Genomic DNA, 21,741 nt, shown 5'->3' on the forward strand with positions numbered 1-21,741 from the left:
AAACCTGAAACCTGAAACTAAAAAATGAAACAACTAACAAAAGCTGAAGAAGATATTATGCAGATCCTTTGGGATTTGGAAGAGGCAAATGTTGCTTCAATTATAGAGAAACTGCCAGAGCCAAAACCTGCTTATAATACCGTTTCTACAATTGTTCGGATTTTGGAGAGTAAAGATTTTGTGGATTATAGAAAGGAAGGACGTGGTCACGTTTATTTCCCAAAAGTGAAAAAAACCGAATACAGCAACCAATCCTTAAACAAATTAATGGATGGCTATTTTCAAGGCTCTTTCAAAAGTATGGTTTCCTTTTTTATGAAGAAAAACGACATCAGCATCCAGGAAATGGAAAGTATTATGAAAGAAATTAATTCTGAAAAACCCGAAAAATGATGCATACACTACTTCAAATACTCGTGTTTCAAGCGCTGTTTTTGGCAGTGTATGATCTCTTTCTGAAAAAAGAAACTTTTTTTAATTTGAACAGAATTTATCTTTTACTGACCCCAATTTTGGGTTGCATTTTGCCATTTATAAGTATAAATTTTCTTCAACAAAACATTCCGCAAGAGTTTATATTTCAATTGCCAACCGTTATTATTGGTAGCAATAACCCCGAAACAGTTTTTAATGGAACAATTTGGTTTTCAATTTTATGGCTTATGGGAATGCTATTTAGCGGCTTATTTTTCATTTGGAAATTTTACAAAATAATAAAGCTGAATTTTTCAGGAACAATCATAAATTCCCAAAATTTTAAATTGGTAATTCTCCCTAAAACCGATACGGCCTTTTCCTTTTTCAACACCATTTTTTTGGGCGAAAACATTTCCAAAGAAAACAAAGCAAACATAATTGCCCACGAAAAAATTCATATAAAACAAAAGCATTCTTTGGATCTACTTTTCTTTGAAATGTTACGTATCATTTTTTGGTTTAACCCTATGGTTTATCTCTTCCAAAACCGAATGGCCACGCTTCATGAGTTTATAGCAGATGCAAAAGTTGCTGCCGAAAAAGATAAAAAACAATACTATCAAAACCTGCTTTCAGAAGTATTCCAAACGGAAAAAATATCATTCATCAATACATTTTTCAATCAATCATTAATCAAAAAACGAATCATTATGTTACAAAAATCAAAATCGAAAAAAACCGCTCAATTGAAGTATTTAGTACTATTGCCAGCAATTTTCGGAATGTTGTTTTACACTGCTTGTAGCGACAACCCAAAAGCAGAGGAAACCCAAACCGTTCAGCAATCCGATTCTGAAGTGATTCCGAAAGCTGACGGATCTACCGAAACAGACGTCCCTTTTGGGACGATTGAAAAAGTGCCTGTTTTTCCTGGCTGTACTGGTGCTGACAACGAAACTTTGAAAAAGTGTTTCTCTGAGAATATAAGTGGTTTTGTTGGCAAGAATTTTAATACAAAGCTCGCAAATGATTTAAATTTATCGGGCATACAGCGAATAATTGTAAGGTTTAAAATTGACAAAACAGGAAAAATAGTTGATGTACAGGCTCGTGCGCCAAAACCAGAACTTGAGGCCGAAGCCATTCGTGTAATTGAAAAACTTCCGCAAATGGAAGCTGGAGAACAAGAGGGTGAAAAAGTAGCCGTGCTCTATTCCTTACCCATTGTTTTTGAAGTGAAATAAGCTCTTTCATCTTCTTTTTAAAAGCCGAAGAATTTCTTCGGCTTTTTATTTTTTGAAATAACAGCAGCCACCAACCCAGTAAGTTTCAATAAATTTGTACTTTTCAAAGTAGATTTATTCTGAAATGATAAAGCGTTTCCATTTTATTATTCTTTTATTACTGGCAACTTCCTGCCAGTTTTTTGAGACCGAAAAAGTTTCCTCGGAAGAAATTTATAAAGAAGAGATGCAAACAATTGATTGGAAAGACGTGGATCGATATCCGTCGTTTCCGAGTTGTGAAAACTCTCTGGAAAAGCCCGAACAGAAAGATTGTTTTATAAATACCATCAGCTCACATTTGTATAAATCAATCAGCCATCAAGATATGATTGCTGTGCGCGAGGTTTACGATACCGTAAAAGTGAATTTTGAAGTGAGCGGGAAAGGAGAACTCTCTATTTTGGAAATAAAAATGGATACGATTTTACAGAAAGAATTTCCAAATTTGGAAACCTGGCTTTTGCAGAGCATCGATTCACTAAAACCTGTTGCACCGGCCTATAAACGTGGAATTCCTGTGAGAACACAATTCACGCTTCCCGTAATAATCAAAACAAATTGATTAAAGGTTGAATTTATAACCAAGCGTAAAATCTACGGGAAATTCATCATTGCTTTCCACATTCAACCCCACAATGTCATTGTAGTTGAAGGTAATGTAGCCATTGCCAATTTTATAATCCGCACCAATTCCGAAAGTCACTGGGGCGTTAAAGTCACTTCCCGAATTATTTTCAGTAACAATCATCGGAGGTAATGTTTCGATTACATAGGTAATTTCTCTTTTTGAATAAGTAAATGAAACGAATTTGCAGTTTATAAATGCATCAAATCTAGGCGTTTTCACAAATTTAAAACGGTAATTTAAAGAAATCTGCGAAGCAGTATATTTGTAGTCACTGCTCTCAAAAGTCTGCTTAAAGCGCAATACCATTGCATGCCTTTTCAGTTTTATGTAATCTACCAATTCTAGATCAATTCCCGCGACTGGTTGCAGTGCATTGGTTGGGTTTTCGGTATAAACACTGTTGCTCACGCCTGCAAAGGCTCCAAGCCTAAACCCAAGCTGGACGGATTTTTTTTCATCAACAAAATTGGGGTCTTTCTTTTTGTTGTATTCCACAAAAAAGGCGCTTAAGCTTGGCAATGTCAGCTTTACTTTTTCGGTTGAAACTGCGTCATCGCTGGTTTGTTGCTTTAAAGTTTCTTTGTATTCCTCTTGATAATCGCCGTTTTGTTTTGTGTTTTTCAATTCTTGAATGTCGTTTCCTTTTTTTGAAAAATAACGGTATTCGCCATTGATCGAATTCCACAGCAATGTTAAAGTGCCTTCCACTTCAGTATTCAAAGTATAAGTTTGGCCATCAATGGTGTATTGTTGTTGTGCTTGTAACGTTTCTACAGAAAGTAAAAGAAACAAAACGAAAATTGAAAGGAGCGATTTCATAAGGGCGTGATTTAAAGTATGGCTAAGTTAAAAAATTTAATCAATTTATCACGGGTTTTTAAAGCTGCGGCCTTTCCAAGAATAGTTTCCGCGCAAGCTTCCCAAGCTAACAACCAAAACAATTATGGCATACATATAAGTTTGCGGCAGAAATTTCCAAAACGAGGATTTTTTGCCAAAAAGCGAAAAATTTTGTTGTACAACAACGTAATCCACAATAATTTTTATAGCTGTTAGTAGCAAATAAAAGCCAAGATTTTCGGTATCGAAAATCATAAAAAAAGGAAACACCAAAACGGAAAGATTCATTAAAAAAACAAGAATCCCCAAAACTTTGGAAGTTAGGCCTTTCTGCTTTGAAGTTTTAGAAGCCCAACGAATTCGCTGATTTATAACATTTTTCCAAGTTTTTTGTGGGTTCGTGGAAACGATGGATTCTTCTGATTTTAAAAACTGAACCCGCTTCGGAAACGCTTTTTTCATCTTTTCCAACAAAAATATATCGTCGCCACTGGCAATGTGGTTGTTTCCCGAAAAACCATTCACTTTAAGAAAAGCTTCCTTTTTATAAGCCAAATTTGCGCCGTTACAAAGCAACGGATTACGCAGTCCAAAACTGCCAATGGTCACCGACTGCAGACTCAAACCGTCCAATTGTTGGAAATTCTCAATAAAACTTCCGTTGGATTTATAAATAACGGGCCCGCAGACCATTAACGGATTATTTTTTTGAATAAAGGCGTCAAACACTTTCAGCCAGTTTTTTGGAAGCTCACAATCTGCATCCGTAGTTACGATCCACTCAAAGTTTGAATTTTTAATGGCTTCGGAAATAGCATCCTTTTTTGGGGAATTGGAAACACGTTTGTTTTGGATTAGTTTTATTGAAAACCTGCTTTTTTCTATCGTCTCGGAAATAATCGCTTCGGAAATATCTTCGGAAGCATCGTTCACAAAAATAAGCTCGAACATTTCCGAAGGATACTTCAATCCATTTAGGGTTTTCAAAAGATTCGGAAGATTTGCCGCTTCATTCCTAAAAGGAATTACAACACTGAAATGGGTTAAAGGTTTTGTCTCTTCCGAAGAAAAAAAGCGAACATTTCTATAACCCAAAACTATAAAAACCATACTGTAAAAGTATAGGGCGAAAAGAATAAAAAACCCAAAAATCATTTGGTGGTGGGTTGATAGGTGAGCACGAAAAAACTTCCGAAAAGTGCCGGAAGCACAAAATTGAAAATCCAAATTGTCAGCACTGTTGCCAAAACGGCAAACTCAGAAACGTTTACGAATGAAAACAGCCAAACGGCAACTCCTCCCCGAATCACAACATCAAAAATGAAAAACGTTGGAATTATGGAAACGAAAAAATACATGGTGAAAATCAGGAGCAGGGCGTCAAAAAAAGGAATTTTGGCACCAAAAAACAGTAACAATCCATAAAACATTCCGCTGAAAATAATGTAGCGAAAGATGGAATACAGCAGTACGTTTCGTTTTATTTGAAAAGGAATCTGTTTGAAAAATTCAAATAACTTTGAAAAGGAAAAACCCTTCATCAGCAGTTCTTTTTCTTTAAAATAATAACCGACAGCGAAGAGTAAAATAACGCCTATTCCAAAATAACAAACTGTTTTCACGGAATAGTCAACGTTGAAATTTCGAAGGAAATACAGTAACCCAATTATTCCAAAAAGAGTTGTCACCAACATTTGTGACCCGCTGGAAAAGAAATTTAGCAACAAAACTTTTTTTCGTTTTGAACTTTCAAAAAACATTGCTTTGGCGCCGTATTCACCAATCCGGTTGGGCGTTGCCAAAGACACCGTGAGCGATGCCAAGCTTTGTTTCATTGCCGTTTGGAAATTTATTTTTTTGATTACGGAAACTAAATTTTGCCATTTCAGAATTTCAAAATACCAATTTGCCGCAGCCAAAAATAAAAAGAGCAGTATCAAATATCCCGAAATGCTGGCTTGGGCTGTAATTGTGTTTTTAAACTCCGAAAAGCTTAGAGAGGAATTAAAACTGATTTTATAAAAAATATATCCAAAAGTCAATCCAATAATCAAAACCTTGGCGGTGACGAGCAGATATTGTTTAGCTTTGTGGGAGATGGCAATCATGTTGCTAAAATACGAATTCCCAACAAAGCAGAAACGCTTCAAATATGCAGCACAAAACAGAAAAAATAATTTTAGGTATTGATCCCGGAACCACGATTATGGGCTTCGGCTTGATAAAAGTTGTAGGCAAACAAATGCAATTTATGCAATTGAACGAGCTGCAACTAAAAAAATATGATGACCATTACCTAAAACTGAAACTCATTTTTGAACGTACTATCGAGCTGATAGATACGCACAATCCGGACGAAATTGCCATTGAGGCACCGTTCTTTGGAAAAAATGTACAATCGATGCTAAAATTGGGAAGGGCGCAGGGAGTTGCAATGGCGGCGGGACTTTCGCGACAAATACCAATTACGGAATATTCCCCAAAAAAAATAAAAATGGCCATTACGGGCAACGGAAATGCCAGTAAGGAACAGGTTGCGAAAATGCTGCAAAGTCTTTTAAGTTTAAAAGAACTCCCAAAAAATCTGGACAGTACAGATGGTTTGGCTGCTGCCGTTTGCCATTTTTACAATTCCGGGAAAGTTGAAACCGGGAAAAGTTATACGGGCTGGGCGGCATTTGTGAAACAGAATGAATCAAAAATCATCAAATAATTCTGAATTCAGAATTCAGAATTCAGAATTAAAATGAGCGGAATTTATATTCATATACCATTTTGCAAGCAAGCATGCCATTATTGTGATTTTCACTTTTCTACTTCTTTGAAGAAAAAAACTGAATTGGTCAATGCGCTTTGCCAAGAATTGGTGTTGCGAAAAGAAGAATTGAAAGATGAAGTTGAAACCATTTATTTAGGCGGCGGAACTCCATCTTTGTTGTCGATTGAAGATTTACGATTGTTGATTTCTGAAGTTTATAATAATTATGAAGTTTCAGAAAACCCTGAAATCACCCTTGAAGCAAACCCCGATGATCTTTTGGATGTCAGTCTGAGCGCAGTCGAAGACCTCGCGGAAACCAAATTATTGGCGTTTAAAAATATAGGAATTAACAGATTAAGCATAGGAATCCAATCCTTTTTCGAAGAAGATTTGAAACTGATGAACCGCGCTCATAATGCTTCCGAAGCGTTGGAATGTATAAAAGAAGCGAAGAAATATTTCGAAAATATCAGCATCGATTTGATTTATGGAATTCCCGGAATGAGCGACGAACGTTGGAAAAAAAACCTTGAAATAGCTTTAAAACTTGATGTTCCGCATCTGTCGTGTTATGCTTTGACGGTAGAACCAAAAACAGCTTTAAAAAAATTCATTGAAAAAGGGATTGTGCCTCCGGTGGACGAAGATGTTGCAAAAAAGCATTACGAAATTTTACTTTCTGAAACCGAAAAAGCCGGTTTGGAAAACTATGAATTTTCAAATTTTGGAAAACCGGGTTTCCATTCCCGCAACAATACCGCATATTGGGAAGGAAAACCTTATTTGGGCATTGGGCCATCGGCGCACAGTTACAATGGAAAATCCCGCAGTTGGAATGTGGCAAACAACACAAAATATATTAAAAGTATTGAAGCTGGAATTCTTCCTTCGGAATCGGAAATCCTTTCAAAGGAAGACAAATACAACGAATATATAATGACGGGATTGCGCACTAAAAAAGGTGTTTCCTTAGAAAAAGTTGAAAGTGAATTTGGGGAAAAATATTCAGAATATCTTTTGAAGCAAGCTGAAAATTCTTTAAAAACCGGACTTTTAATTCAAGAAAATCAAACTTTGAAAATTTCAAAAAAAGGAAAATTTTTAAGCGATGGAATTGCTGCAGATTTATTTTGGATTTAAGACCTAACAGGTCTTAAAGACCTGTTAGGTCTGAGATTGTTGTATCTTTATTTTTTCAAAATTTGTGAATGAAAACTACAATTGAACATAAAGGAAAATCAATTAAGATCGATCTTTCCAAACCGCTGGATATTTCAATTCCATTACAGGCTTCGGAAGAAAATCCGTTGGCGTGGTATCAAAACAAACCGGTAATCGAACCCGTGAAAATGGGCGATTGGACAGGGAAAGTATCAGAGGGCGCTTCGGTGAATTTCAACAATGTGTTTTTCAATCCGCATGCACATGGAACGCATACCGAGTGTTTTGGGCATATTTCAGAAGAATTTCATTCTGTAAATGAAGCATTAAAAATCTTCTTTTTTTTAGCTGAGGTAATTTCCGTAAAACCAGAAAAAGTTGGCGAAGATGAAATAATTTCAGAAGAGAGCATCTCAAAATCTTTAAACGGAAAAACACCCGAAGCTATTGTAATTAGAACCCTTCCGAATAATTCAGAAAAAAAATCAAAGCATTGGTCAGACACCAATTGGCCTTTTCTTCATGAAAAAGCAGCATTATTTTTACGGAAAATTGGCGTGAAACATTTGTTGATCGATCTTCCTTCCGTTGATAAAGAACGCGATGAAGGCAAGCTTTTGGCGCACAAAGCTTTTTGGAATTGCCCCGAAAACCCACGAAAGGATTGTACAATTTCGGAATTGATTTATGTGAACGACTCCATAAAAGACGGCGGCTATTTACTGAATTTACAAATCGCTTCATTTCATAACGACGCCTCGCCAAGTAAACCTGTTCTCTATAAAATTTTATAAAATGCAAATCACTTTAAAAATTGAAGAATTAGCGCAATTTATTTTAGGTATAATTGTGTTTTCAACCCTAATTTATGATTGGTGGCTCTTCCCTTTATTGCTATTTTTACCCGACATAAGTATGTTGGGATATTTAGTGAATCCAAAAGTGGGCGCAATTTCCTATAATTTGTTTCACCATAAAGCAGTTGCCATTGCCATTGCATTATTTGGGATGTATAATGTAGATTTTTTAATAGCATTGATAGGCGTAATTTTGTTTTCCCACGCTTCTTTTGATAGAATTTTTGGCTTCGGTTTAAAATATCCCGACAGTTTTAAAAATACACATTTGGGAAAAATTGGTAATGGTTAAGCTATGGATATAGAACAGTTTAGAGATTATTGTATTTCAAAAAAAGGCGTCACGGAGTCTTTTCCTTTTGATGAAAAAACACTCGTTTTTAAAGTGATGGGCAAAATGTTTGCTCTTACGGGCTTAGAATATAATCCAGCCCAAGCCAACCTAAAATGTGACCCCGAAAGAGCTATTGAGCTTCGGGAAGAATATGACGGATTGATAAATCCGGGTTACCATATGAGTAAAGTGCATTGGAATACCGTGGAATTGGAAAGAAATATTCCCCATGAATTGTTGCTGGAATTGATTGACCATTCGTATGATTTGGTGGTAAAAAGCCTCACAAAAAAGCTTCAAGCGGAACTTGCTTCGCTTTAAAATATAAAAAAACTAAATGAACAACGCTTCCGATTTTTACAAATTACAGATTGAGATCCATTCCGAGGAATTACAAAAAATAAAGCGAAAGCTCGCTGTTTCAAGCACAATACGTCTCATAGTGTTTTTGCTTGCGTGTTTTGGCGTATATTTTTTCTTCGGAAATGCAAAAATTGTAATTGCTGTTATCGTATTGGCAATTGCTGCCTTTGTTTATTTGGTATCAAAACACAGCGGTTTGCAGTATGAACGCGATTTAAAAAAGGCTTTGATTGCACAAAATGAAACCGAGCTCGAAGTATTGAACCGCGCATTTCACCATTTGGCTTCCGGCGAAAAATATAAAAATCCGCTCCATTTTTACAGTCAGGATATAGATCTTTTTGGCCGTGGTTCTTTCTTTCAATATTTGAATAGAACATCGTTGGAAAGTGGCTCAGATTTTTTGGCTAAACTTTTCACGGAAAACAAAATTGATTCCATCCAAACAAAGCAACAGGCAATTAATGAGCTTTCACAAATGCCTAAATGGCGACAGCGGTTTTCGGCAATTGCCTCTTTGGTAAAAACCGAAGTTGCTGCTGCAGAAGTTACCGATTGGCTAAAAGATTACAGCGCTTTTGTTCCCAAATGGATTAAACCAGTTTCACTTTTATTTTCAGTAATTTCCGTTGGATTAATTGTTTTGAACTACTTTGATTTGGTTTCGGGTTATGCCATTGGCGGGTGGTTCTTTTTGGGGCTTGCAATTTCTGGAAAATATTTAAAAAAAGTAAATGATCTTTCTTCCCATACTTCAAAAATACAGAGCACTTTTGAACAATTCCACAAGCTCATTTTGGAGATTGAAACCCAGGATTTCACTACAGAATTACTTTCTGAAAAAAGAAATCTAATAATTAATTCAGACAAAAAAGCTTCTTCAATTTTGAAGAAATTTGCAAAGCACCTCGATGCCTTGGATCAGCGAACTAATATGCTTATTGGCGCTGTTGCCAACGGGTTTATGCTCCGTGATCTTCGCCAAAGTTATAATATTGAAAAGTGGATTCAAGCGCACAAAGAGAGTGTGCCCGTATGGTTTGACGTGATTACTTTTTTTGATGCTTACAATAGTTTGGGAAATTTTGTCTTTAACCATCCCGGCTATGTTTTTCCGAAAATAAGTGATGATGTTCCTGTTTTAAAAGTGAAAGGCGCCGGGCATCCATTATTGAAGGAATCTACAATGGTCCGCAATGATTTTCAGATTAATTCAGAAGAATTTTTTATTGTTACTGGAGCAAATATGGCAGGGAAAAGTACATTTCTGAGGACGGTTTCACTTCAAATTGTAATGGGCAATATCGGCTTGCCTGTTTGTGCCGAAAAAGCTGAATATAACCCGATAAAACTCATCACGAGTATGCGGACTACAGATAGTTTGACTGATGATGAATCTTACTTTTTCAGCGAATTGAAACGTTTGAAATTTATAGTTGACGAAATAAAAACGGATCGTTATTTTATCATTCTTGATGAAATTCTGAAAGGCACAAACAGTACCGACAAAGCAATCGGCTCCCGAAAATTTGTGGAAAAACTTGTTGCCAGCAATTCTACGGGAATTATTGCTACACACGATTTAAGCCTTTGCGCAGCTGCGGAAGAATTGCCTGAAGTGAAAAACTATTTCTTCGATGCACGGATTGAAAATGACGAACTCTTTTTCGATTACACGTTTAAGCCCGGAATCTGCCAAAATATGAATGCATCATTTCTGCTGAAAAAAATGCAAATCGTGGATTGATTTCTATAATTATCACGGAAACAGCTTTTTATAATTATTTTTTTATTACTTTTAAAACAGTTTTATTCCTCATAAACTCTTCATTTTAGCTTTTTTACCCTCCTCGGCTTGCCCCAAAATTTAAAATAGTAATCAATTTTAATTTTTATACTAATTTAATTTTATGGGATTATGAAAACAACCACCAACCTTAAGTTTATTGCAATAGCATCAATTATGTTGCTGTTGAATTTTAGTGCGTTCGCCCAAAATGAAGCGAACCGTCCAAAGTATATTTCAGTCACAACCATGCATTGGAATATGGATAAAGAAGATTTCAGCATGGATGCTTGGAAGGCTTTAGAAAAGGAGTATTTACAAAAAGTGACCAGCAAAAATCAATACATTATCTCTGCTTCCTATTACACGCACCTTTTTACTCCAGACAACTCCGAAGTGATTTATGTACAGACCTATCCATCTTGGGAAGCAATGGACAAAGCGGCTGAGAGAAATAGTGAATTGGAAAAACTAGCCTGGCCGGATGAAAATGCTAGAAATGCATTTTTTAAGAAACTTGACGATAATTTTTCGGTTAAGCATTCTGATGAAATTTATGCTCCCATAGATGGAGCTATGCTATTGCCGCAGGACAATAATAAAGATTTAGTGATGTATGTTAGAAAAACCTACTTCACATTTCCTGAAGATGGCTCTGAAAAGGAATTTAAGGAGATGCACACAGAAAATGTTGCAAAAGTAATTTCAAAAAATCCGTACATAAAAGGTTATTACCCAAATGTTCATGCGTGGGGAAGTGATAAAACTGAATTCGTGGAAGCCTTCTTTGTGGATTCTTTGTGCGATATGGAAAAAATGTTCGATAAAAACGGCGAGTTGATTGGCGAAGCTTGGCCTGGAGATTCTGGAAAACAACGAGGAAAAAAATGGGGCAAATATTTCACGGGTGTTCACGGGGATGCTGCATATACCTTAGTGGCAGAACTTTCAAAATAGCATTTCAGAAATTATAACTTTTTAGAAAAGGATGTTTTAAAAAAGCATCCTTTTTTTATATTGTAGAAGCGCGTATTTTCGCAGCTTGGCTGTAGTAAATAGTAGCTTTTAATGGATTCAATAACACAAATTGTTTTGGGTGCCGCCGTTGGCGAAGCGGTCTTGGGAAAAAAGATTGGCAATAAAGCCATGGTTTTGGGCGCCATTGCTGGCACGATTCCAGATCTGGATGTAATTGCTAATTATTTTACCGATACAGTTTCCGCTCTGGAAATCCATCGTGGGTTTACGCATTCTATTGTTTTTGCTGTTATTTTCGGGTTGTTTTTTGGCTGGCTGCTCTCACTTTGGGATAAACGAGCTAGTTTAAAACAATGGTCGTGGTTTTGGTTTCTGTGTTTCGTAACGCATCCTTTGCTTGACGCCCATACAACTTGGGGCACGCAGCTTTTTTGGCCATTTGATCTTCGCCTAGCTTACAAGAATATTTTTGTGATCGACCCGCTTTATACGTTGCCGTTTTTAGGGTTTTTGATTTTGGCGATGTTTCAAAAAAGAGGAAGTGTCAAAAGGCGAAGATTCAATAATCTGGGGTTGATTGTTAGCAGTGGGTATATGCTGCTGACTTTGATTTTTAAAGGAATTACGTATCAAAAATTTGTGAATGCGCTTGCAGAGCAAAAGATTGATTATTTAGCTATTGAAACCAAACCCAGCCCAATGAACACTATAATGTGGACAGCAAATGTGGAAACTGAAGACGCATTTTTGATTGGCGACTATTCTTTTTTTGATAGTAAGCCAATCCAGTTTTTTTCACACCCCAAAAATCATCAAGCTTTGGGAGATTTAAGAGAAGAAGACAAAGTACAGCGGCTTATAAAAATTACAAAAGGTTGGTATACCATTTCTGAAAGGGAAGATGGCATTTATTTAAACGACTTGCGTTTTGGGATGATGAGCGTTGATTCAAATTCAGAAAAATTCGCTTTTAGTTTTCTTATTGAAAAAACTGGAAACGAAGTAACGGTCACGGAAGAAGAGAAAAATACTCGTGAAGCCGGAAAACTGCTTTCAGCTCTTTGGGAACGGATAAAAGGAAATTAGCAGCTTAAATCTGCAATAACTTTCCATTCACCTTCAATTTTCCGGAAGATAATTAGGAAAACCCCGTTTGCATTTCCCACATCACGAACCAAATGGAATTGCCCCATCATATAATAAGCACCTTCCTCAATTTTGGTAATTGCATCAATTGTAAAGGAAAGATTTCCCGTTTCGGCTTTGGTGGGATAGCCTTTTTTGTAGTTGTCCAACGTGTTTTGCCAGCCGTTTGTGATGCCTCTACTGCCGTAAAATTTTAGGGAATCACTCTTAATATAACCCTGCATAAAACCTTCGAGGTCGCCTTTATTCCACGCGTCTTGTTGCATTTTTAGAACTGCGGTTATTGCTTTCCTGTCTTCAGCTTCGGTTTGGGCAAAGCTTGTTAGGGAAAGGAGTAGAAATAGTAGGGCCAGCTTTTTCATATTTGATGGATTTTATAACCAACTAAAGATAAACTGTTTTTTCTAAAACTCTTCAATAAATAATAGGCTTGGGTTTGGGCAAATAGTTTTCCACTTTTCAATTTCAGAGGGAAACGCCACTCCGGGAAAGTTTTCAGTGTTTCCGAGTAAATCCAAAAGTATTTGAAAATGGAGGTGCGGCTCCCAATTGCCATTTTCTTCGGGTTTTCCTATAAAACCTATCAGTTCGCCTGCCTGAAATTGTTTTTCTTTTTTGTGAAGCGCTAAACTTTCTTGCGAAAGATGTCCGTATAATGTGTAAAATAGTTGGCCATCAAAATTATGTTCCAAAACCAAGGTGGGGCCATAGTCTTTTGGAAAATTGTTGTCTTGCGAAATAACTACTTTCCCATCAAAAACAGCATGAACAGGCGTTTGCGCAGGAACCCAGAAATCAGTTCCCAAATGTATGTTTCTGTATTCCGAACCGTTTGGGGTGGTTCTTTTGTAGGCTTCTGTGGTGTAAAACATCCGTCTTTCCAAATAGCCGTTTGCCAAAAGTGCATCGGGATTTTTCTTTTGGATTTCAGCAATAAAATCACCCAATTCCGCTACGGTGTCGTAGTTGGAATCGGGTGAAAGTTCTGTACTCATATCAATTTTCAAAACTTCGGAAAAGGAAGTTTTTGGAAACATTTTGTGCAATGAAACGGCGTTGTTTCTCGCTATATTTTTAAATTCTTCCATTCAATTAATCAACTAATAAACAAATGCGCTAATTCGCTAATCGACTTAAAGCACACTTTTCTGTTTCTTATAAAAAGCATCCGCCTGCATTTGCATCAATTCGCGGGCTTTTTTGCGTTTGTAGTCATAAAGTTCTTGTTCTTCGGCAATGTCTGCATACACGCGGTTGTTTACGTCGCGGTCTGTGGTTACCAATATATCGCGTTGGGTTTTTTGTTGGTTTACCCAAGATTTTAATGAACCCTCTTGCTCTTCCAATTTTAAATCGTACGCGCCTTTTGGCGACAACAATTTTGCGAGAATTGGCGAAGTTTCAATTGCCAAAAACAATAAAAAGATAAACAGCGAAGGCAACCACGGCAGTTTGTTTAACGCATTTATACGCGCCATCAAACCATCAAAGCCATCGATGATTGGTTGGGTGTCTGCTACTTTGGTTTTGTATTCGGTCGCTAAAGTTGCTATTTGGGCTTCTGCAGCGGTTATTTTTTCTGCGTTGGTCTTTTTCAACGCTGCCAAAGCGGCAAGTTCTGCGTCGTGTTTTTCTCGTTTTTCTTTATAAACGGGGCCTTTGCCTAATTTTTGGGTACCGGCAGTTCCTTCCGCTTCGGAAATGTAGGTGTCGTAAAGCGCGTTTACTTCGGCTTCCTTATCGGTTACTTCTTTTTTCAATCCAGCAATTTCAGTTTCTAAAGCGGTTACGGATGGCGTGTATTGCAACGCCAATTGGTCTTTGTTGGCGAGGGTCATTTCGTTTTTCTCGGTAAGCAACACCTGATTGATTTCCTTTTCGAAAATTTTCATTTCCAAAGGTTTTGAGATAACTATGGCAATTATAATTGCCAAAGCGATTCGCGGCGATGCCTGCAGCAGTTCGTCAAAAAAGCTGTTGCGTTTTTTGATGGTGGAAACGATAAATCTATCCAAATTGAAAATCAACAATCCCCAAATGGTGCCGAAGAAAATGGCGGAGTAATAATTGTCGAAAACCGTGTAAAGCGCATAGGCAGCAGCGATGGTTGCCATAACGGCTGTAAAAAAAACGGTGGCGCCAATGCCGGCATATTTGGTGCGTTCTCCGGGGGAACATTCGTCAAGGATGGCGGTATCTGCGCCAGAGCAGAAGATGAAAAAGCGTTGTAACATAGGTAGTTTAGATTGATGAACCTATATAACGCTATTTCTTTCAGATTGTTACAATGTTCAATTAGCAATGAACAATTTTTAAATCACAAATCACAAATCACAAATCACAAATCACAAATCACAAATCACAAATCCCAAACTCCAAGCTTGTTGAAGTGTCTATTTCCTCTTCTCTTTTTGCTCTAATCCTATTGCGGTATTTTCTCAACTAAAATGTTATTCCCCGCTTTATCATAATACGTGCACGTCATATCATCTAGGCTTACGTACCATTTTTCAATACCGGTTTCTGCGCAGTGGTTGCAGAAGGTTTGGTAATCGGTTTCGCCTTGTTGGTGTAGTTTTAGGTAGTTTTTAAATTGTTCTTTGTTGCTTGTGTTTGCAATTTCCAGGACTTCATACATTGGGGTGGAGGCTGTTTGAAAATCGTTTGCGCCAAAATAAACGGTGTGGCTGTCTGTTACCCAAGTTTCAAAGGCGGTAACGCCAAGGGCTTTAATTTCCTGTATGTATTTTGGAAAGTCTGCGCCCGATTTTACTTTGTTGTGGGCTTCTTTTATTTGGGTGGTTGTGAACATTTATTTTTTTGGTTTAGTTGGTCACGAGCGGAATGCTGGCGTTAGCTGGGGGCTTCCCAAATAACTTCAAGTTGGTCACCACTAATAGTGAATGTTGAAGATTCTTCATATTCAATATTAAATTTATCATTATCAAGAAATTCTACTTCAAATTCATTGTTTCCATAGCTAATCAATATGGTTCCCTCCATTCCTTTTAGGATATTCTTGTTTAAGTTAACTTTAAGTTTAACTATATCGTATTCTTTCATTCTTTAATGACACCTAACGGTCTCGTATAAGAATAGTTACGGGTTTACGTGCGAGGATTTTCCGCAGGAAAATCAGACGTAGTAAACTTGCAACGACCTATGGTTAAGCCCAAAATTGAGCAATTATTTTTATACATTGTTGGCACACGTTTTTATTTTATCAGTCCAGAAACATTGTTCCAATTAATGTCCTTTTCCATAGTGAAATTAATTCTTCGTATTTCCTGAATTTGGTCAAAAAAGATATTTGTTTTGTCTTGGTCAAATCTTGGTTGGTCAACGTAAAAAATAATATCCCTAAATCCGTTCTGCGTTACTCGTCCGATAAAATGAGTTTTGTGTTTTTCCGCAACAAATTTCTCGATTTTATCTTCTAATTCATTCAGTATTTGTGCTTCACTTTCTGTCGGCATTTTTCGGTCGTCAATATCTTTAAGTTCTAAAGTTACTTGAATCCACCAAGGAAAGTATTTTTTATTCGGATAATTGTCATACGACTTATTAATATTCGAAAATCCGAAGAATCCATTATCATCTGTGATTTCACTAACCTCAAACAATTCGCCAGGATAAATCGGTTCGGTCGGTCCGTATTTTTTCGGTTCTTTTTTTGAAAATAATTTCTTAAACATCTTGTTCGGTTAAATGTGTGCCAACTAGTAAATAACAACATGCAGTTTATTTTCCATGTCTTTGCTAAGATAGCAAATTAACTATTCCCCACCACAGCCATCAACCTCTCCACCTTGGCATTCAGCAGTTTATTTTCCTCTTCCAGTGTGGCAATACGTTCCTGCAAGGGCAGGGTAGGGTCTAGGTCTTTGACGGTAAATTTGGACGGGATTAATCATCTAGTTTAATAAACTCAACAGGCGCATCTACATAAACGCCCTTGGCGTGAACTTTCATCCAGTTGCCTTTTGTTTCAAGGATTTCGCAGTAATTTTTTTTGCCTATTATGTGGCTCACGTCTTCTGGGTAGTTTTCTATTCTTTTGTAGGTTAAAACATATTCGCAATCTGAAACCCATTCCACTGTGGAATGGATTTCTATTTTATCTATTGGGTTTATTTCCACTTGTGTAGAATCTGTACGGATTACAATTTCGGGCTGCTCCTCAAGCACATATTTAAAATTGCCCGTTTTGAAAAAGGCACAGTCTTTTTCTTGAGCGTTTATGCAGAAAGAGGCCAAGAGGAATATGTATAGTATGTTTTTCATATAGTGTGGGTTTCTTGCTTGGTTTGTGCTTTAAGGATTTTTTTTAGTTCGGTTATCGCTTTGTTTTTTTCAGTGGTGAAACCAAAGTAAGCCATCCCGATTCCAAAGACCACCATTAGTAAGGGTATTACAATAAAAGAGGAACCTTCGTCATGGTTAAAAGATCCAACAACGGAGAGAATGAAGCCTAAGGAAAGTACACCTACCCACAAAATCATAAAGGCAACAACAAATGCTGGGAGTTTTAATTCGGCAATCAATTTTGTTCCATTAAGGTGTGGCGCAATCCGACCATTGATTTGCGGGAGGAAGGAGTTTTTGCCTGTTATGATTCGCTGTATCTGAAAGCAATCTTCATGAAAATAGCCTTCAAAGATTTTGTCTGTTTTTGGTTTTTTAATAATAAATGTTTGTATTTCTTTAGGCTGTAGGTTTTCAGTTAGTGCCTTTCTCACTTCCTCTTGAGACAGGAGGGTTGTTAATTCAATTTTTACAGATGGGGTGAATTTCATTGGATGGTTGTTCTTATTGTCTTTTTACCTTCAACAGTTATCTCTGAACCTTCTGCAAGCATTATTGAATCGGGCTCAAGCTTGTTTAGAAATTCAAAATCAGTTCCATAAACAACTCCAAAATCGACTTTTATTTCTGAGCTTTTTACTTTGTATTGACGCCATTTTGGGTGCGTTACTTCATATTCATTCGTTGTGTTTTCATTCACTTTTGCATAGCCCCAATAATGTTCTGTAATGAATTCGGTTGCGCTATTTTCCTTAATTTCTGAAGTCTCTAAAGCTGCAATTATTTTAAAGGATTGCCATTGCTTGTTTTTTTTCCATTGATAGGTTACAACTCTTTCAGTATCAATCTCTTCCCAATTGTGATGCATTGGCAAGGTTTCATAATTCTCGTTGTAAATTGTATTTGCAACTAAGGTCAAGGCTGGTTTTGGAACTATTTCCTTGATAAAAACCACCCCGCGTTTCCACATGCCGTTTTCAAATCTTTTTACATAAAACCTAAGATTGACTTCCTCAAAATTTACGTGCAACGGAATTTTTATTCCTAATAACTTGGTGTTTTTGAACATAAACCCAACTAGGCTTGCGTAACATTTTCCTTCCCATAAATCGAGTTCGGTTCCTGCTGGGAGATAGTTGGCGAGCGTTGCGGGATCAATCACATAATTTGCAATTGCTAAATTTCTCCATTCGGCTTTTAAGAAGCTCATTTAATTTTCACTTTGAATTATAAATTCTCTATTGCCTGGGTTGTGTATTATATATGTGAACTTGTAATAATCCACACAAGCACAGGCTTCGTTTGATATTTGTCTGGTTAGCAGGTAGAGCGTGTCATTTGAGGTTCTGATGTCTGCAATTGTATTGCCACAGCAATTAATTCTCATCAATGTTGTCACGGTTAGCGTATCATTTTTATATTTAGTAGAGAAGTAAGGTTTTATAAAGTTTTCATGGTCCTTAAAAAAACCATCAACTTGTTCTCCGTCTTCCATAATGAAATCACTCTTCCAAGAAACAAGGCGATCATCTTGTTTGACGGTTTTTTCACCTTTGCACGATATAATAAGGAGGATTAATATGAATGTGAGTTTTCTCAATTTTTATTTGGATAAAGCTTTTTCTGCACGTTCAAGAATAGGCTCATAATCAAAATTTGAACAATTACCTTCGCTCATGACCCTTTTTCCAATCCGCTTAATTTCGTTATCATCGGTTTCCCAATCGAAAATATAAATTGTTGCCTTAAAAACTTCTTTTATCTCGTTATAATTTAGTTTGCCGTTTTTGTATCCGAAATTTTCTTCTGTTTCTATTATTTTTATTGGAAAACCATTTTGTAAATAAATTGTAGTTCTTATTCGGCCATAAGAAAGTCCGGCTTCTTCGACAATCTTAAAGATTTGGTTTTTATTTTTCCAAATTTTTAAAACTCCGCCACCATCTGTTGAGATTCCGGTTAATTTTACCAAATCAAATTCCGTTTTCGTTAGAGTTGAGTTAGATTCTATTAAAGTTACTTCCTCATCAATTCGGACAAGTTTATTTTCTTGTCCATATGTTACAAATCCGACTAAAGTTAATATTGTAAGTAATGTTTTTTTCAATTGTATTTAATGGTTATGTGTATAGTCCAGCAACTTTTTTAAGATCGGTTGCACTATCTATTTCGAAAAAATAATCAAGCTGCCACTGCTGTGTTTTTTCAGCTTGTTTGTTTGTAACAGCATCCCAAACGGAATAAACCCGAAAGCCTCTTTTGCCGTCTTTCTTTTCTGTGGAAACAATTCCCTTGGCTATTAAAACAGATTTTGGGAAAACGAATTGCCCATTACGTTTTTCCTTTGTTACGTTGATAACGTAAAACTGGAAGTCGTCTTTTTCAGAATAGGGTTGGGTGATTCCTTTTGTATTTCTCATCCAAAAAGTAACGAATTGCCCCGTTTTTTTAGGGGTTATTTTTGCGGTTCTGCTTATAACAAGACGCCCGTCAATTAGAAATTGACAGGCGTTGTATTCCTTACTTTCGGATTCGGGTATATACTCAGAAATTTTTAGGTCGCAATTACTATAAATTTCTGTGATGATCTCATTCATTAACTTGAATTGGGGTTTTTCCTTTATTGTTAAATAGGCTTCATAACCTCAAATTTTAACCCGCTGTCTTTGTCGGTAAAAAACGTTTTATCGCCGCTTTTGGAAATTTGAAGCGTCATTTTTGAACGTGTAGTGCTGATGGTTTGGCTGCTTTGGTTGAAGCTCCAGGTTGCATTTTTATTAGTAGTAGTGTTGTATGTATAAGCTGGGCCGTTTCCCTGTCTTTCCTTTACTTCAAAACTATTATCGGCGTAAAGGTTAATCACTGCATTGCCCATTGCCGCTGCCATTTTCGGGTTGCTGTTGCTGTTTTCAACATTTACAACCAGCCAAGTGCCGGTAACGTCTTTTTGGGTAAGGGATTGGCTTTGCGCTGTTGCGGCAAAAAGAACGAAGGCGAAGAGAACGATTAGATTTTTCATAGTATATTTTTTAAAGAATTGATTTTATGTTTTAAACTTTTGTGAAAGATAACAATTTTTGAATAATGATTTTGATTTATTAAAAAAACCCCGATAATACGGGGCTTCTTTGGTTGACTAATTGAAAATGAAAAAAATTACTGTTTTGTTATTTTTAAGGTTGCTTGTTTTCCTTCCGCGGTTTTTACGGTTGCCAAATAAATTCCTGTTGTGCCGTTAATTTCCACATCAAGATTTTGTGCGTTTTTATAATTTGTGGTGCTTATAAGCAGCCCTAGCATATTGTAAATGGTAACCGTGGTTTCTGAAAAGCTTTCACCTAAGTTTATTGTGAATTTACCATTGTTTGGGTTGGGGTATGCGTTTAGTTTTGGGCCGAAAGTGTTTTGTGAAACGCCCAAAATGGCTGCGGTGGTTTTAAATACCCAATAATCGTCAAGGCCTTCGCTGTTATCGCTTTTATCGCCAGAGATGTTGCTGTCTGATGAGCAGAACATCGCGAAAGTGCCATCTGCATTCTCTATAATGTATGACCCACTTTCATCTGCCGCGCCCCCAATGGAGTTTTGGGAAATGATATTGCCCAAACTACTCAGTTTTACTAACCAATAATCATATCCGCCATTGCTATTTTCAGTTTTGTCGCCAGAAATATTGCTGTTGCTCCAGCCACCAATCATATAAGCGCCATCTGCAAGTTGCTTGACATCACGCGGATAGTCTATGCCACTGCCGCCAATGGTGTTTTGCCAAACTATGTTGCCGTTAACATCCAATTTTAATATCCAAAAATCAAAATCGCCTTGGGAGCTTTCTGTTTTATCGCCAGAAATGTTAGATTTTGAATAGCCACCCACAAGATAGCCGCCATCTGCGGTCTGAATCATATCCCTAAAAGTGTCGCTATCATTTCCGCCGATAGTGTTTTGCCATTGAATGGTGCCGTCAGAATTCAATTTTACTATCCAATAATCGTTTCCGCCCTGATTCGCTTCGGTTTTATCACCAGAAATACCAGAGGTGGAAAAACCGCCAATTATATACCCGCCGTCTGAGGTTTGGAAAGCCGCTTGAGGGCGATCTACCAAACTACCGCCAATGCTGTTTTGCCAAACAATGTTTCCGCTACTGTCAAGTTTCAGCGCCCAATAATCGCGCTGACCGTTGGTAGGATCTGTTTTCTCCCCGCTTACATCACTGTCTGAATATCCGCCAACGAAATAGCCTCCGTCTGTAGTTTCAACAATGTAAGTATCAAATTCAGGTTGATTGCCGCCGTAGGTTTTTTGCCAAGTGATATTTCCGGAGGCATCGAGTTTCAAAATCCAATAGTCCAAACCGCCACGGGAGTTTTCGGTTTTATCTCCCGAAATATTTGAGTCTGACCCTGCGCCTACAATATAGCCTCCGTCTGTGGTTTGTTGCATGGATATTAAAAAATCATCGCCAGCACCTCCAATTGTATTTTGCCACATAATATTGCCGGAGCCGTCAATTTTTACGATCCAAATGTCGATCTGGCCGTTGCTGTTTTCGGTTTTGTCACCAGAAATGTTACTGGTGGAATAGCCGCCGAGAATGTAACCGCCATCTGCGGTGGCCTCAAATACTGTTGAGAAGTCGGTGTCGCTACCGCCAATTGTGTTTTGCCAGATTATGGCAGGATCTTGGGAATGTGCTGTGAATAGGCATAAGAATAATGCAAAGAGTGTAATTGATGGTTTCATAATTTGGTTTTAAGGATTATATAAATACATCGGGATTGGGTTGGAAATGTCATCGGGTTTTTAGCGAAAAGCGAAATGGGATGAGGGATTTATCCTGTTTTAAAAAAATGCCTCCATATTTTAGGAGGCATTC

At 37.1% G+C, this 21,741-nt stretch carries 28 protein-coding genes; 11 read left to right on the forward strand and 17 right to left on the reverse strand.

Annotation, left to right across the window (positions count from 1 at the left end):
• Positions 1–24 precede the first annotated feature (24 nt).
• The 3 genes from A7A78_RS10360 to A7A78_RS10370 all read left to right on the forward strand — a co-directional run bounded on the left by A7A78_RS10360 (position 25) and on the right by A7A78_RS10370 (position 2,265).
• Entirely contained in the window at positions 25–393 is a 369-nt protein-coding gene (locus tag A7A78_RS10360) for a BlaI/MecI/CopY family transcriptional regulator (protein WP_068762389.1), read from the forward strand.
• Complete coding sequence (locus tag A7A78_RS10365) at positions 390–1,661, forward strand: M56 family metallopeptidase (protein WP_068762390.1); 1,272 nt, start codon at positions 390–392, stop codon at positions 1,659–1,661. Before A7A78_RS10360 ends, A7A78_RS10365 begins: the two co-directional genes overlap by 4 nt.
• A 124-nt stretch (positions 1,662–1,785) precedes the next feature.
• Positions 1,786–2,265, forward strand: coding sequence for a hypothetical protein (locus A7A78_RS10370; protein ID WP_068762391.1), 480 nt, complete (start codon positions 1,786–1,788; stop codon positions 2,263–2,265).
• Here the strand turns inward: A7A78_RS10370 and A7A78_RS10375 are convergent, their stop codons facing one another.
• Genes A7A78_RS10375 through A7A78_RS10385 form a run of 3 tightly spaced genes read right to left on the reverse strand, consistent with a single transcriptional unit; the run spans position 2,266 to position 5,279 of the window.
• The gene (locus A7A78_RS10375) at positions 2,266–3,150 is read right to left on the reverse strand and encodes a hypothetical protein (protein ID WP_068762392.1); all 885 of its coding nucleotides are present in this window, start codon (positions 3,148–3,150) and stop codon (positions 2,266–2,268) included.
• A 48-nt stretch (positions 3,151–3,198) separates the two neighbouring features.
• Positions 3,199–4,326, reverse strand: coding sequence for a glycosyltransferase family 2 protein (locus tag A7A78_RS10380; RefSeq protein WP_068762393.1), 1,128 nt, complete (start codon positions 4,324–4,326; stop codon positions 3,199–3,201).
• Entirely contained in the window at positions 4,323–5,279 is a 957-nt protein-coding gene (locus A7A78_RS10385; RefSeq protein ID WP_068762394.1) for a lysylphosphatidylglycerol synthase domain-containing protein, read from the reverse strand. The genes A7A78_RS10380 and A7A78_RS10385 overlap by 4 nt, the downstream gene beginning before the upstream one ends.
• A 44-nt stretch (positions 5,280–5,323) precedes the next feature.
• Between A7A78_RS10385 and ruvC the strand changes: the two genes are divergently transcribed.
• The 8 genes from ruvC (at position 5,324) to A7A78_RS10425 (ending at position 12,497) form a co-directional block, all read left to right on the forward strand.
• On the forward strand, positions 5,324–5,884 hold the full coding sequence (gene ruvC, locus A7A78_RS10390; protein WP_068762395.1) for a crossover junction endodeoxyribonuclease RuvC: 561 nt from the start codon (positions 5,324–5,326) through the stop codon (positions 5,882–5,884).
• Between the two features lie 33 nt (positions 5,885–5,917).
• Complete coding sequence (gene hemW, locus A7A78_RS10395; RefSeq protein ID WP_068762396.1) at positions 5,918–7,072, forward strand: radical SAM family heme chaperone HemW; 1,155 nt, start codon at positions 5,918–5,920, stop codon at positions 7,070–7,072.
• Between the two features lie 68 nt (positions 7,073–7,140).
• The gene (locus A7A78_RS10400; protein ID WP_068762397.1) at positions 7,141–7,887 is read left to right on the forward strand and encodes a cyclase family protein; all 747 of its coding nucleotides are present in this window, start codon (positions 7,141–7,143) and stop codon (positions 7,885–7,887) included.
• A 1-nt stretch (position 7,888) separates the two neighbouring features.
• On the forward strand, positions 7,889–8,242 hold the full coding sequence (locus A7A78_RS10405) for a DUF4260 domain-containing protein (RefSeq protein ID WP_068762398.1): 354 nt from the start codon (positions 7,889–7,891) through the stop codon (positions 8,240–8,242).
• Positions 8,243–8,245: 3 nt separating this feature from the next.
• Positions 8,246–8,605, forward strand: coding sequence for an MmcQ/YjbR family DNA-binding protein (locus A7A78_RS10410; protein WP_068762399.1), 360 nt, complete (start codon positions 8,246–8,248; stop codon positions 8,603–8,605).
• Positions 8,606–8,621: 16 nt separating this feature from the next.
• Complete coding sequence (locus A7A78_RS10415) at positions 8,622–10,394, forward strand: MutS-related protein (RefSeq protein ID WP_068762400.1); 1,773 nt, start codon at positions 8,622–8,624, stop codon at positions 10,392–10,394.
• Positions 10,395–10,565: 171 nt separating this feature from the next.
• The gene (locus A7A78_RS10420; protein ID WP_068762401.1) at positions 10,566–11,390 is read left to right on the forward strand and encodes a hypothetical protein; all 825 of its coding nucleotides are present in this window, start codon (positions 10,566–10,568) and stop codon (positions 11,388–11,390) included.
• A gap of 111 nt (positions 11,391–11,501) precedes the next feature.
• Entirely contained in the window at positions 11,502–12,497 is a 996-nt protein-coding gene (locus A7A78_RS10425; RefSeq protein ID WP_068762402.1) for a metal-dependent hydrolase, read from the forward strand.
• On the opposite strand, the gene A7A78_RS10430 is transcribed toward A7A78_RS10425, so the two are convergent.
• From A7A78_RS10430 to A7A78_RS10495, 14 genes are all read right to left on the reverse strand, one after another.
• Positions 12,494–12,919: a YybH family protein gene (locus tag A7A78_RS10430; protein ID WP_068762403.1), complete on the reverse strand. Its 426-nt coding sequence runs from the start codon at positions 12,917–12,919 to the stop codon at positions 12,494–12,496. The genes A7A78_RS10425 and A7A78_RS10430 overlap by 4 nt on opposite strands.
• A gap of 42 nt (positions 12,920–12,961) precedes the next feature.
• On the reverse strand, positions 12,962–13,645 hold the full coding sequence (locus A7A78_RS10435) for a peptidoglycan DD-metalloendopeptidase family protein (RefSeq protein ID WP_068762404.1): 684 nt from the start codon (positions 13,643–13,645) through the stop codon (positions 12,962–12,964).
• Positions 13,646–13,690: 45 nt separating this feature from the next.
• Positions 13,691–14,791, reverse strand: a complete 1,101-nt coding sequence (locus A7A78_RS10440) for a DUF4407 domain-containing protein (RefSeq protein WP_068762405.1) — start codon at positions 14,789–14,791, stop codon at positions 13,691–13,693.
• Positions 14,792–14,979: 188 nt separating this feature from the next.
• Entirely contained in the window at positions 14,980–15,369 is a 390-nt protein-coding gene (locus A7A78_RS10445) for a DUF1398 domain-containing protein (protein WP_068762406.1), read from the reverse strand.
• Positions 15,370–15,410: 41 nt separating this feature from the next.
• Positions 15,411–15,620: a DUF4926 domain-containing protein gene (locus tag A7A78_RS10450; protein ID WP_068762407.1), complete on the reverse strand. Its 210-nt coding sequence runs from the start codon at positions 15,618–15,620 to the stop codon at positions 15,411–15,413.
• Positions 15,621–15,772: 152 nt separating this feature from the next.
• The gene (locus A7A78_RS10455) at positions 15,773–16,252 is read right to left on the reverse strand and encodes a DUF695 domain-containing protein (RefSeq protein WP_068762408.1); all 480 of its coding nucleotides are present in this window, start codon (positions 16,250–16,252) and stop codon (positions 15,773–15,775) included.
• Between the two features lie 211 nt (positions 16,253–16,463).
• Complete coding sequence (locus tag A7A78_RS10460) at positions 16,464–16,841, reverse strand: hypothetical protein (protein WP_068762409.1); 378 nt, start codon at positions 16,839–16,841, stop codon at positions 16,464–16,466.
• Complete coding sequence (locus tag A7A78_RS10465) at positions 16,838–17,353, reverse strand: hypothetical protein (protein ID WP_068762410.1); 516 nt, start codon at positions 17,351–17,353, stop codon at positions 16,838–16,840. The genes A7A78_RS10460 and A7A78_RS10465 overlap by 4 nt, the downstream gene beginning before the upstream one ends.
• On the reverse strand, positions 17,350–18,072 hold the full coding sequence (locus tag A7A78_RS10470) for a YqjF family protein (RefSeq protein WP_068762411.1): 723 nt from the start codon (positions 18,070–18,072) through the stop codon (positions 17,350–17,352). The genes A7A78_RS10465 and A7A78_RS10470 overlap by 4 nt, the downstream gene beginning before the upstream one ends.
• Positions 18,073–18,357 carry a hypothetical protein gene (locus A7A78_RS10475; protein ID WP_131811127.1) on the reverse strand — a complete coding sequence of 95 codons (285 nt, stop codon included), beginning with the start codon at positions 18,355–18,357 and terminating at the stop codon, positions 18,073–18,075.
• 108 nt (positions 18,358–18,465) lie between these two features.
• Positions 18,466–18,969: a hypothetical protein gene (locus A7A78_RS10480; RefSeq protein WP_068762413.1), complete on the reverse strand. Its 504-nt coding sequence runs from the start codon at positions 18,967–18,969 to the stop codon at positions 18,466–18,468.
• 13 nt (positions 18,970–18,982) lie between these two features.
• Positions 18,983–19,459 (reverse strand): MepB family protein, encoded by a 477-nt coding sequence (locus A7A78_RS10485; RefSeq protein ID WP_068762414.1) that lies wholly within the window; start codon positions 19,457–19,459, stop codon positions 18,983–18,985.
• A 29-nt stretch (positions 19,460–19,488) separates the two neighbouring features.
• Entirely contained in the window at positions 19,489–19,881 is a 393-nt protein-coding gene (locus A7A78_RS10490) for a hypothetical protein (protein WP_068762415.1), read from the reverse strand.
• 137 nt (positions 19,882–20,018) lie between these two features.
• Entirely contained in the window at positions 20,019–21,608 is a 1,590-nt protein-coding gene (locus A7A78_RS10495) for a T9SS type A sorting domain-containing protein (protein WP_068762416.1), read from the reverse strand.
• Positions 21,609–21,741 lie beyond the last annotated feature (133 nt).

It is taken from the genome of Aequorivita soesokkakensis, assembly GCF_001641085.1.
Classification (GTDB): Bacteria; Bacteroidota; Bacteroidia; order Flavobacteriales; family Flavobacteriaceae; genus Aequorivita; species Aequorivita soesokkakensis.

Coding starts and splice junctions, on each gene's coding strand:
- A7A78_RS10360 (WP_068762389.1), top strand. CDS start 25: ATGAAACAACTAACAAAAGCTGAAGAAGATATTATGCAGATCCTTTGG.
- A7A78_RS10365 (WP_068762390.1), top strand. CDS start 390: ATGATGCATACACTACTTCAAATACTCGTGTTTCAAGCGCTGTTTTTG.
- A7A78_RS10370 (WP_068762391.1), top strand. CDS start 1,786: ATGATAAAGCGTTTCCATTTTATTATTCTTTTATTACTGGCAACTTCC.
- A7A78_RS10375 (WP_068762392.1), bottom strand. CDS start 3,150: ATGAAATCGCTCCTTTCAATTTTCGTTTTGTTTCTTTTACTTTCTGTA.
- A7A78_RS10380 (WP_068762393.1), bottom strand. CDS start 4,326: ATGATTTTTGGGTTTTTTATTCTTTTCGCCCTATACTTTTACAGTATG.
- A7A78_RS10385 (WP_068762394.1), bottom strand. CDS start 5,279: ATGATTGCCATCTCCCACAAAGCTAAACAATATCTGCTCGTCACCGCC.
- ruvC (WP_068762395.1), top strand. CDS start 5,324: ATGCAGCACAAAACAGAAAAAATAATTTTAGGTATTGATCCCGGAACC.
- hemW (WP_068762396.1), top strand. CDS start 5,918: ATGAGCGGAATTTATATTCATATACCATTTTGCAAGCAAGCATGCCAT.
- A7A78_RS10400 (WP_068762397.1), top strand. CDS start 7,141: ATGAAAACTACAATTGAACATAAAGGAAAATCAATTAAGATCGATCTT.
- A7A78_RS10405 (WP_068762398.1), top strand. CDS start 7,889: ATGCAAATCACTTTAAAAATTGAAGAATTAGCGCAATTTATTTTAGGT.
- A7A78_RS10410 (WP_068762399.1), top strand. CDS start 8,246: ATGGATATAGAACAGTTTAGAGATTATTGTATTTCAAAAAAAGGCGTC.
- A7A78_RS10415 (WP_068762400.1), top strand. CDS start 8,622: ATGAACAACGCTTCCGATTTTTACAAATTACAGATTGAGATCCATTCC.
- A7A78_RS10420 (WP_068762401.1), top strand. CDS start 10,566: ATGAAAACAACCACCAACCTTAAGTTTATTGCAATAGCATCAATTATG.
- A7A78_RS10425 (WP_068762402.1), top strand. CDS start 11,502: ATGGATTCAATAACACAAATTGTTTTGGGTGCCGCCGTTGGCGAAGCG.
- A7A78_RS10430 (WP_068762403.1), bottom strand. CDS start 12,919: ATGAAAAAGCTGGCCCTACTATTTCTACTCCTTTCCCTAACAAGCTTT.
- A7A78_RS10435 (WP_068762404.1), bottom strand. CDS start 13,645: ATGGAAGAATTTAAAAATATAGCGAGAAACAACGCCGTTTCATTGCAC.
- A7A78_RS10440 (WP_068762405.1), bottom strand. CDS start 14,791: ATGTTACAACGCTTTTTCATCTTCTGCTCTGGCGCAGATACCGCCATC.
- A7A78_RS10445 (WP_068762406.1), bottom strand. CDS start 15,369: ATGTTCACAACCACCCAAATAAAAGAAGCCCACAACAAAGTAAAATCG.
- A7A78_RS10450 (WP_068762407.1), bottom strand. CDS start 15,620: ATGAAAGAATACGATATAGTTAAACTTAAAGTTAACTTAAACAAGAAT.
- A7A78_RS10455 (WP_068762408.1), bottom strand. CDS start 16,252: ATGTTTAAGAAATTATTTTCAAAAAAAGAACCGAAAAAATACGGACCG.
- A7A78_RS10460 (WP_068762409.1), bottom strand. CDS start 16,841: ATGAAAAACATACTATACATATTCCTCTTGGCCTCTTTCTGCATAAAC.
- A7A78_RS10465 (WP_068762410.1), bottom strand. CDS start 17,353: ATGAAATTCACCCCATCTGTAAAAATTGAATTAACAACCCTCCTGTCT.
- A7A78_RS10470 (WP_068762411.1), bottom strand. CDS start 18,072: ATGAGCTTCTTAAAAGCCGAATGGAGAAATTTAGCAATTGCAAATTAT.
- A7A78_RS10475 (WP_131811127.1), bottom strand. CDS start 18,357: ATGGAAGACGGAGAACAAGTTGATGGTTTTTTTAAGGACCATGAAAAC.
- A7A78_RS10485 (WP_068762414.1), bottom strand. CDS start 19,459: ATGAATGAGATCATCACAGAAATTTATAGTAATTGCGACCTAAAAATT.
- A7A78_RS10490 (WP_068762415.1), bottom strand. CDS start 19,881: ATGAAAAATCTAATCGTTCTCTTCGCCTTCGTTCTTTTTGCCGCAACA.
- A7A78_RS10495 (WP_068762416.1), bottom strand. CDS start 21,608: ATGAAACCATCAATTACACTCTTTGCATTATTCTTATGCCTATTCACA.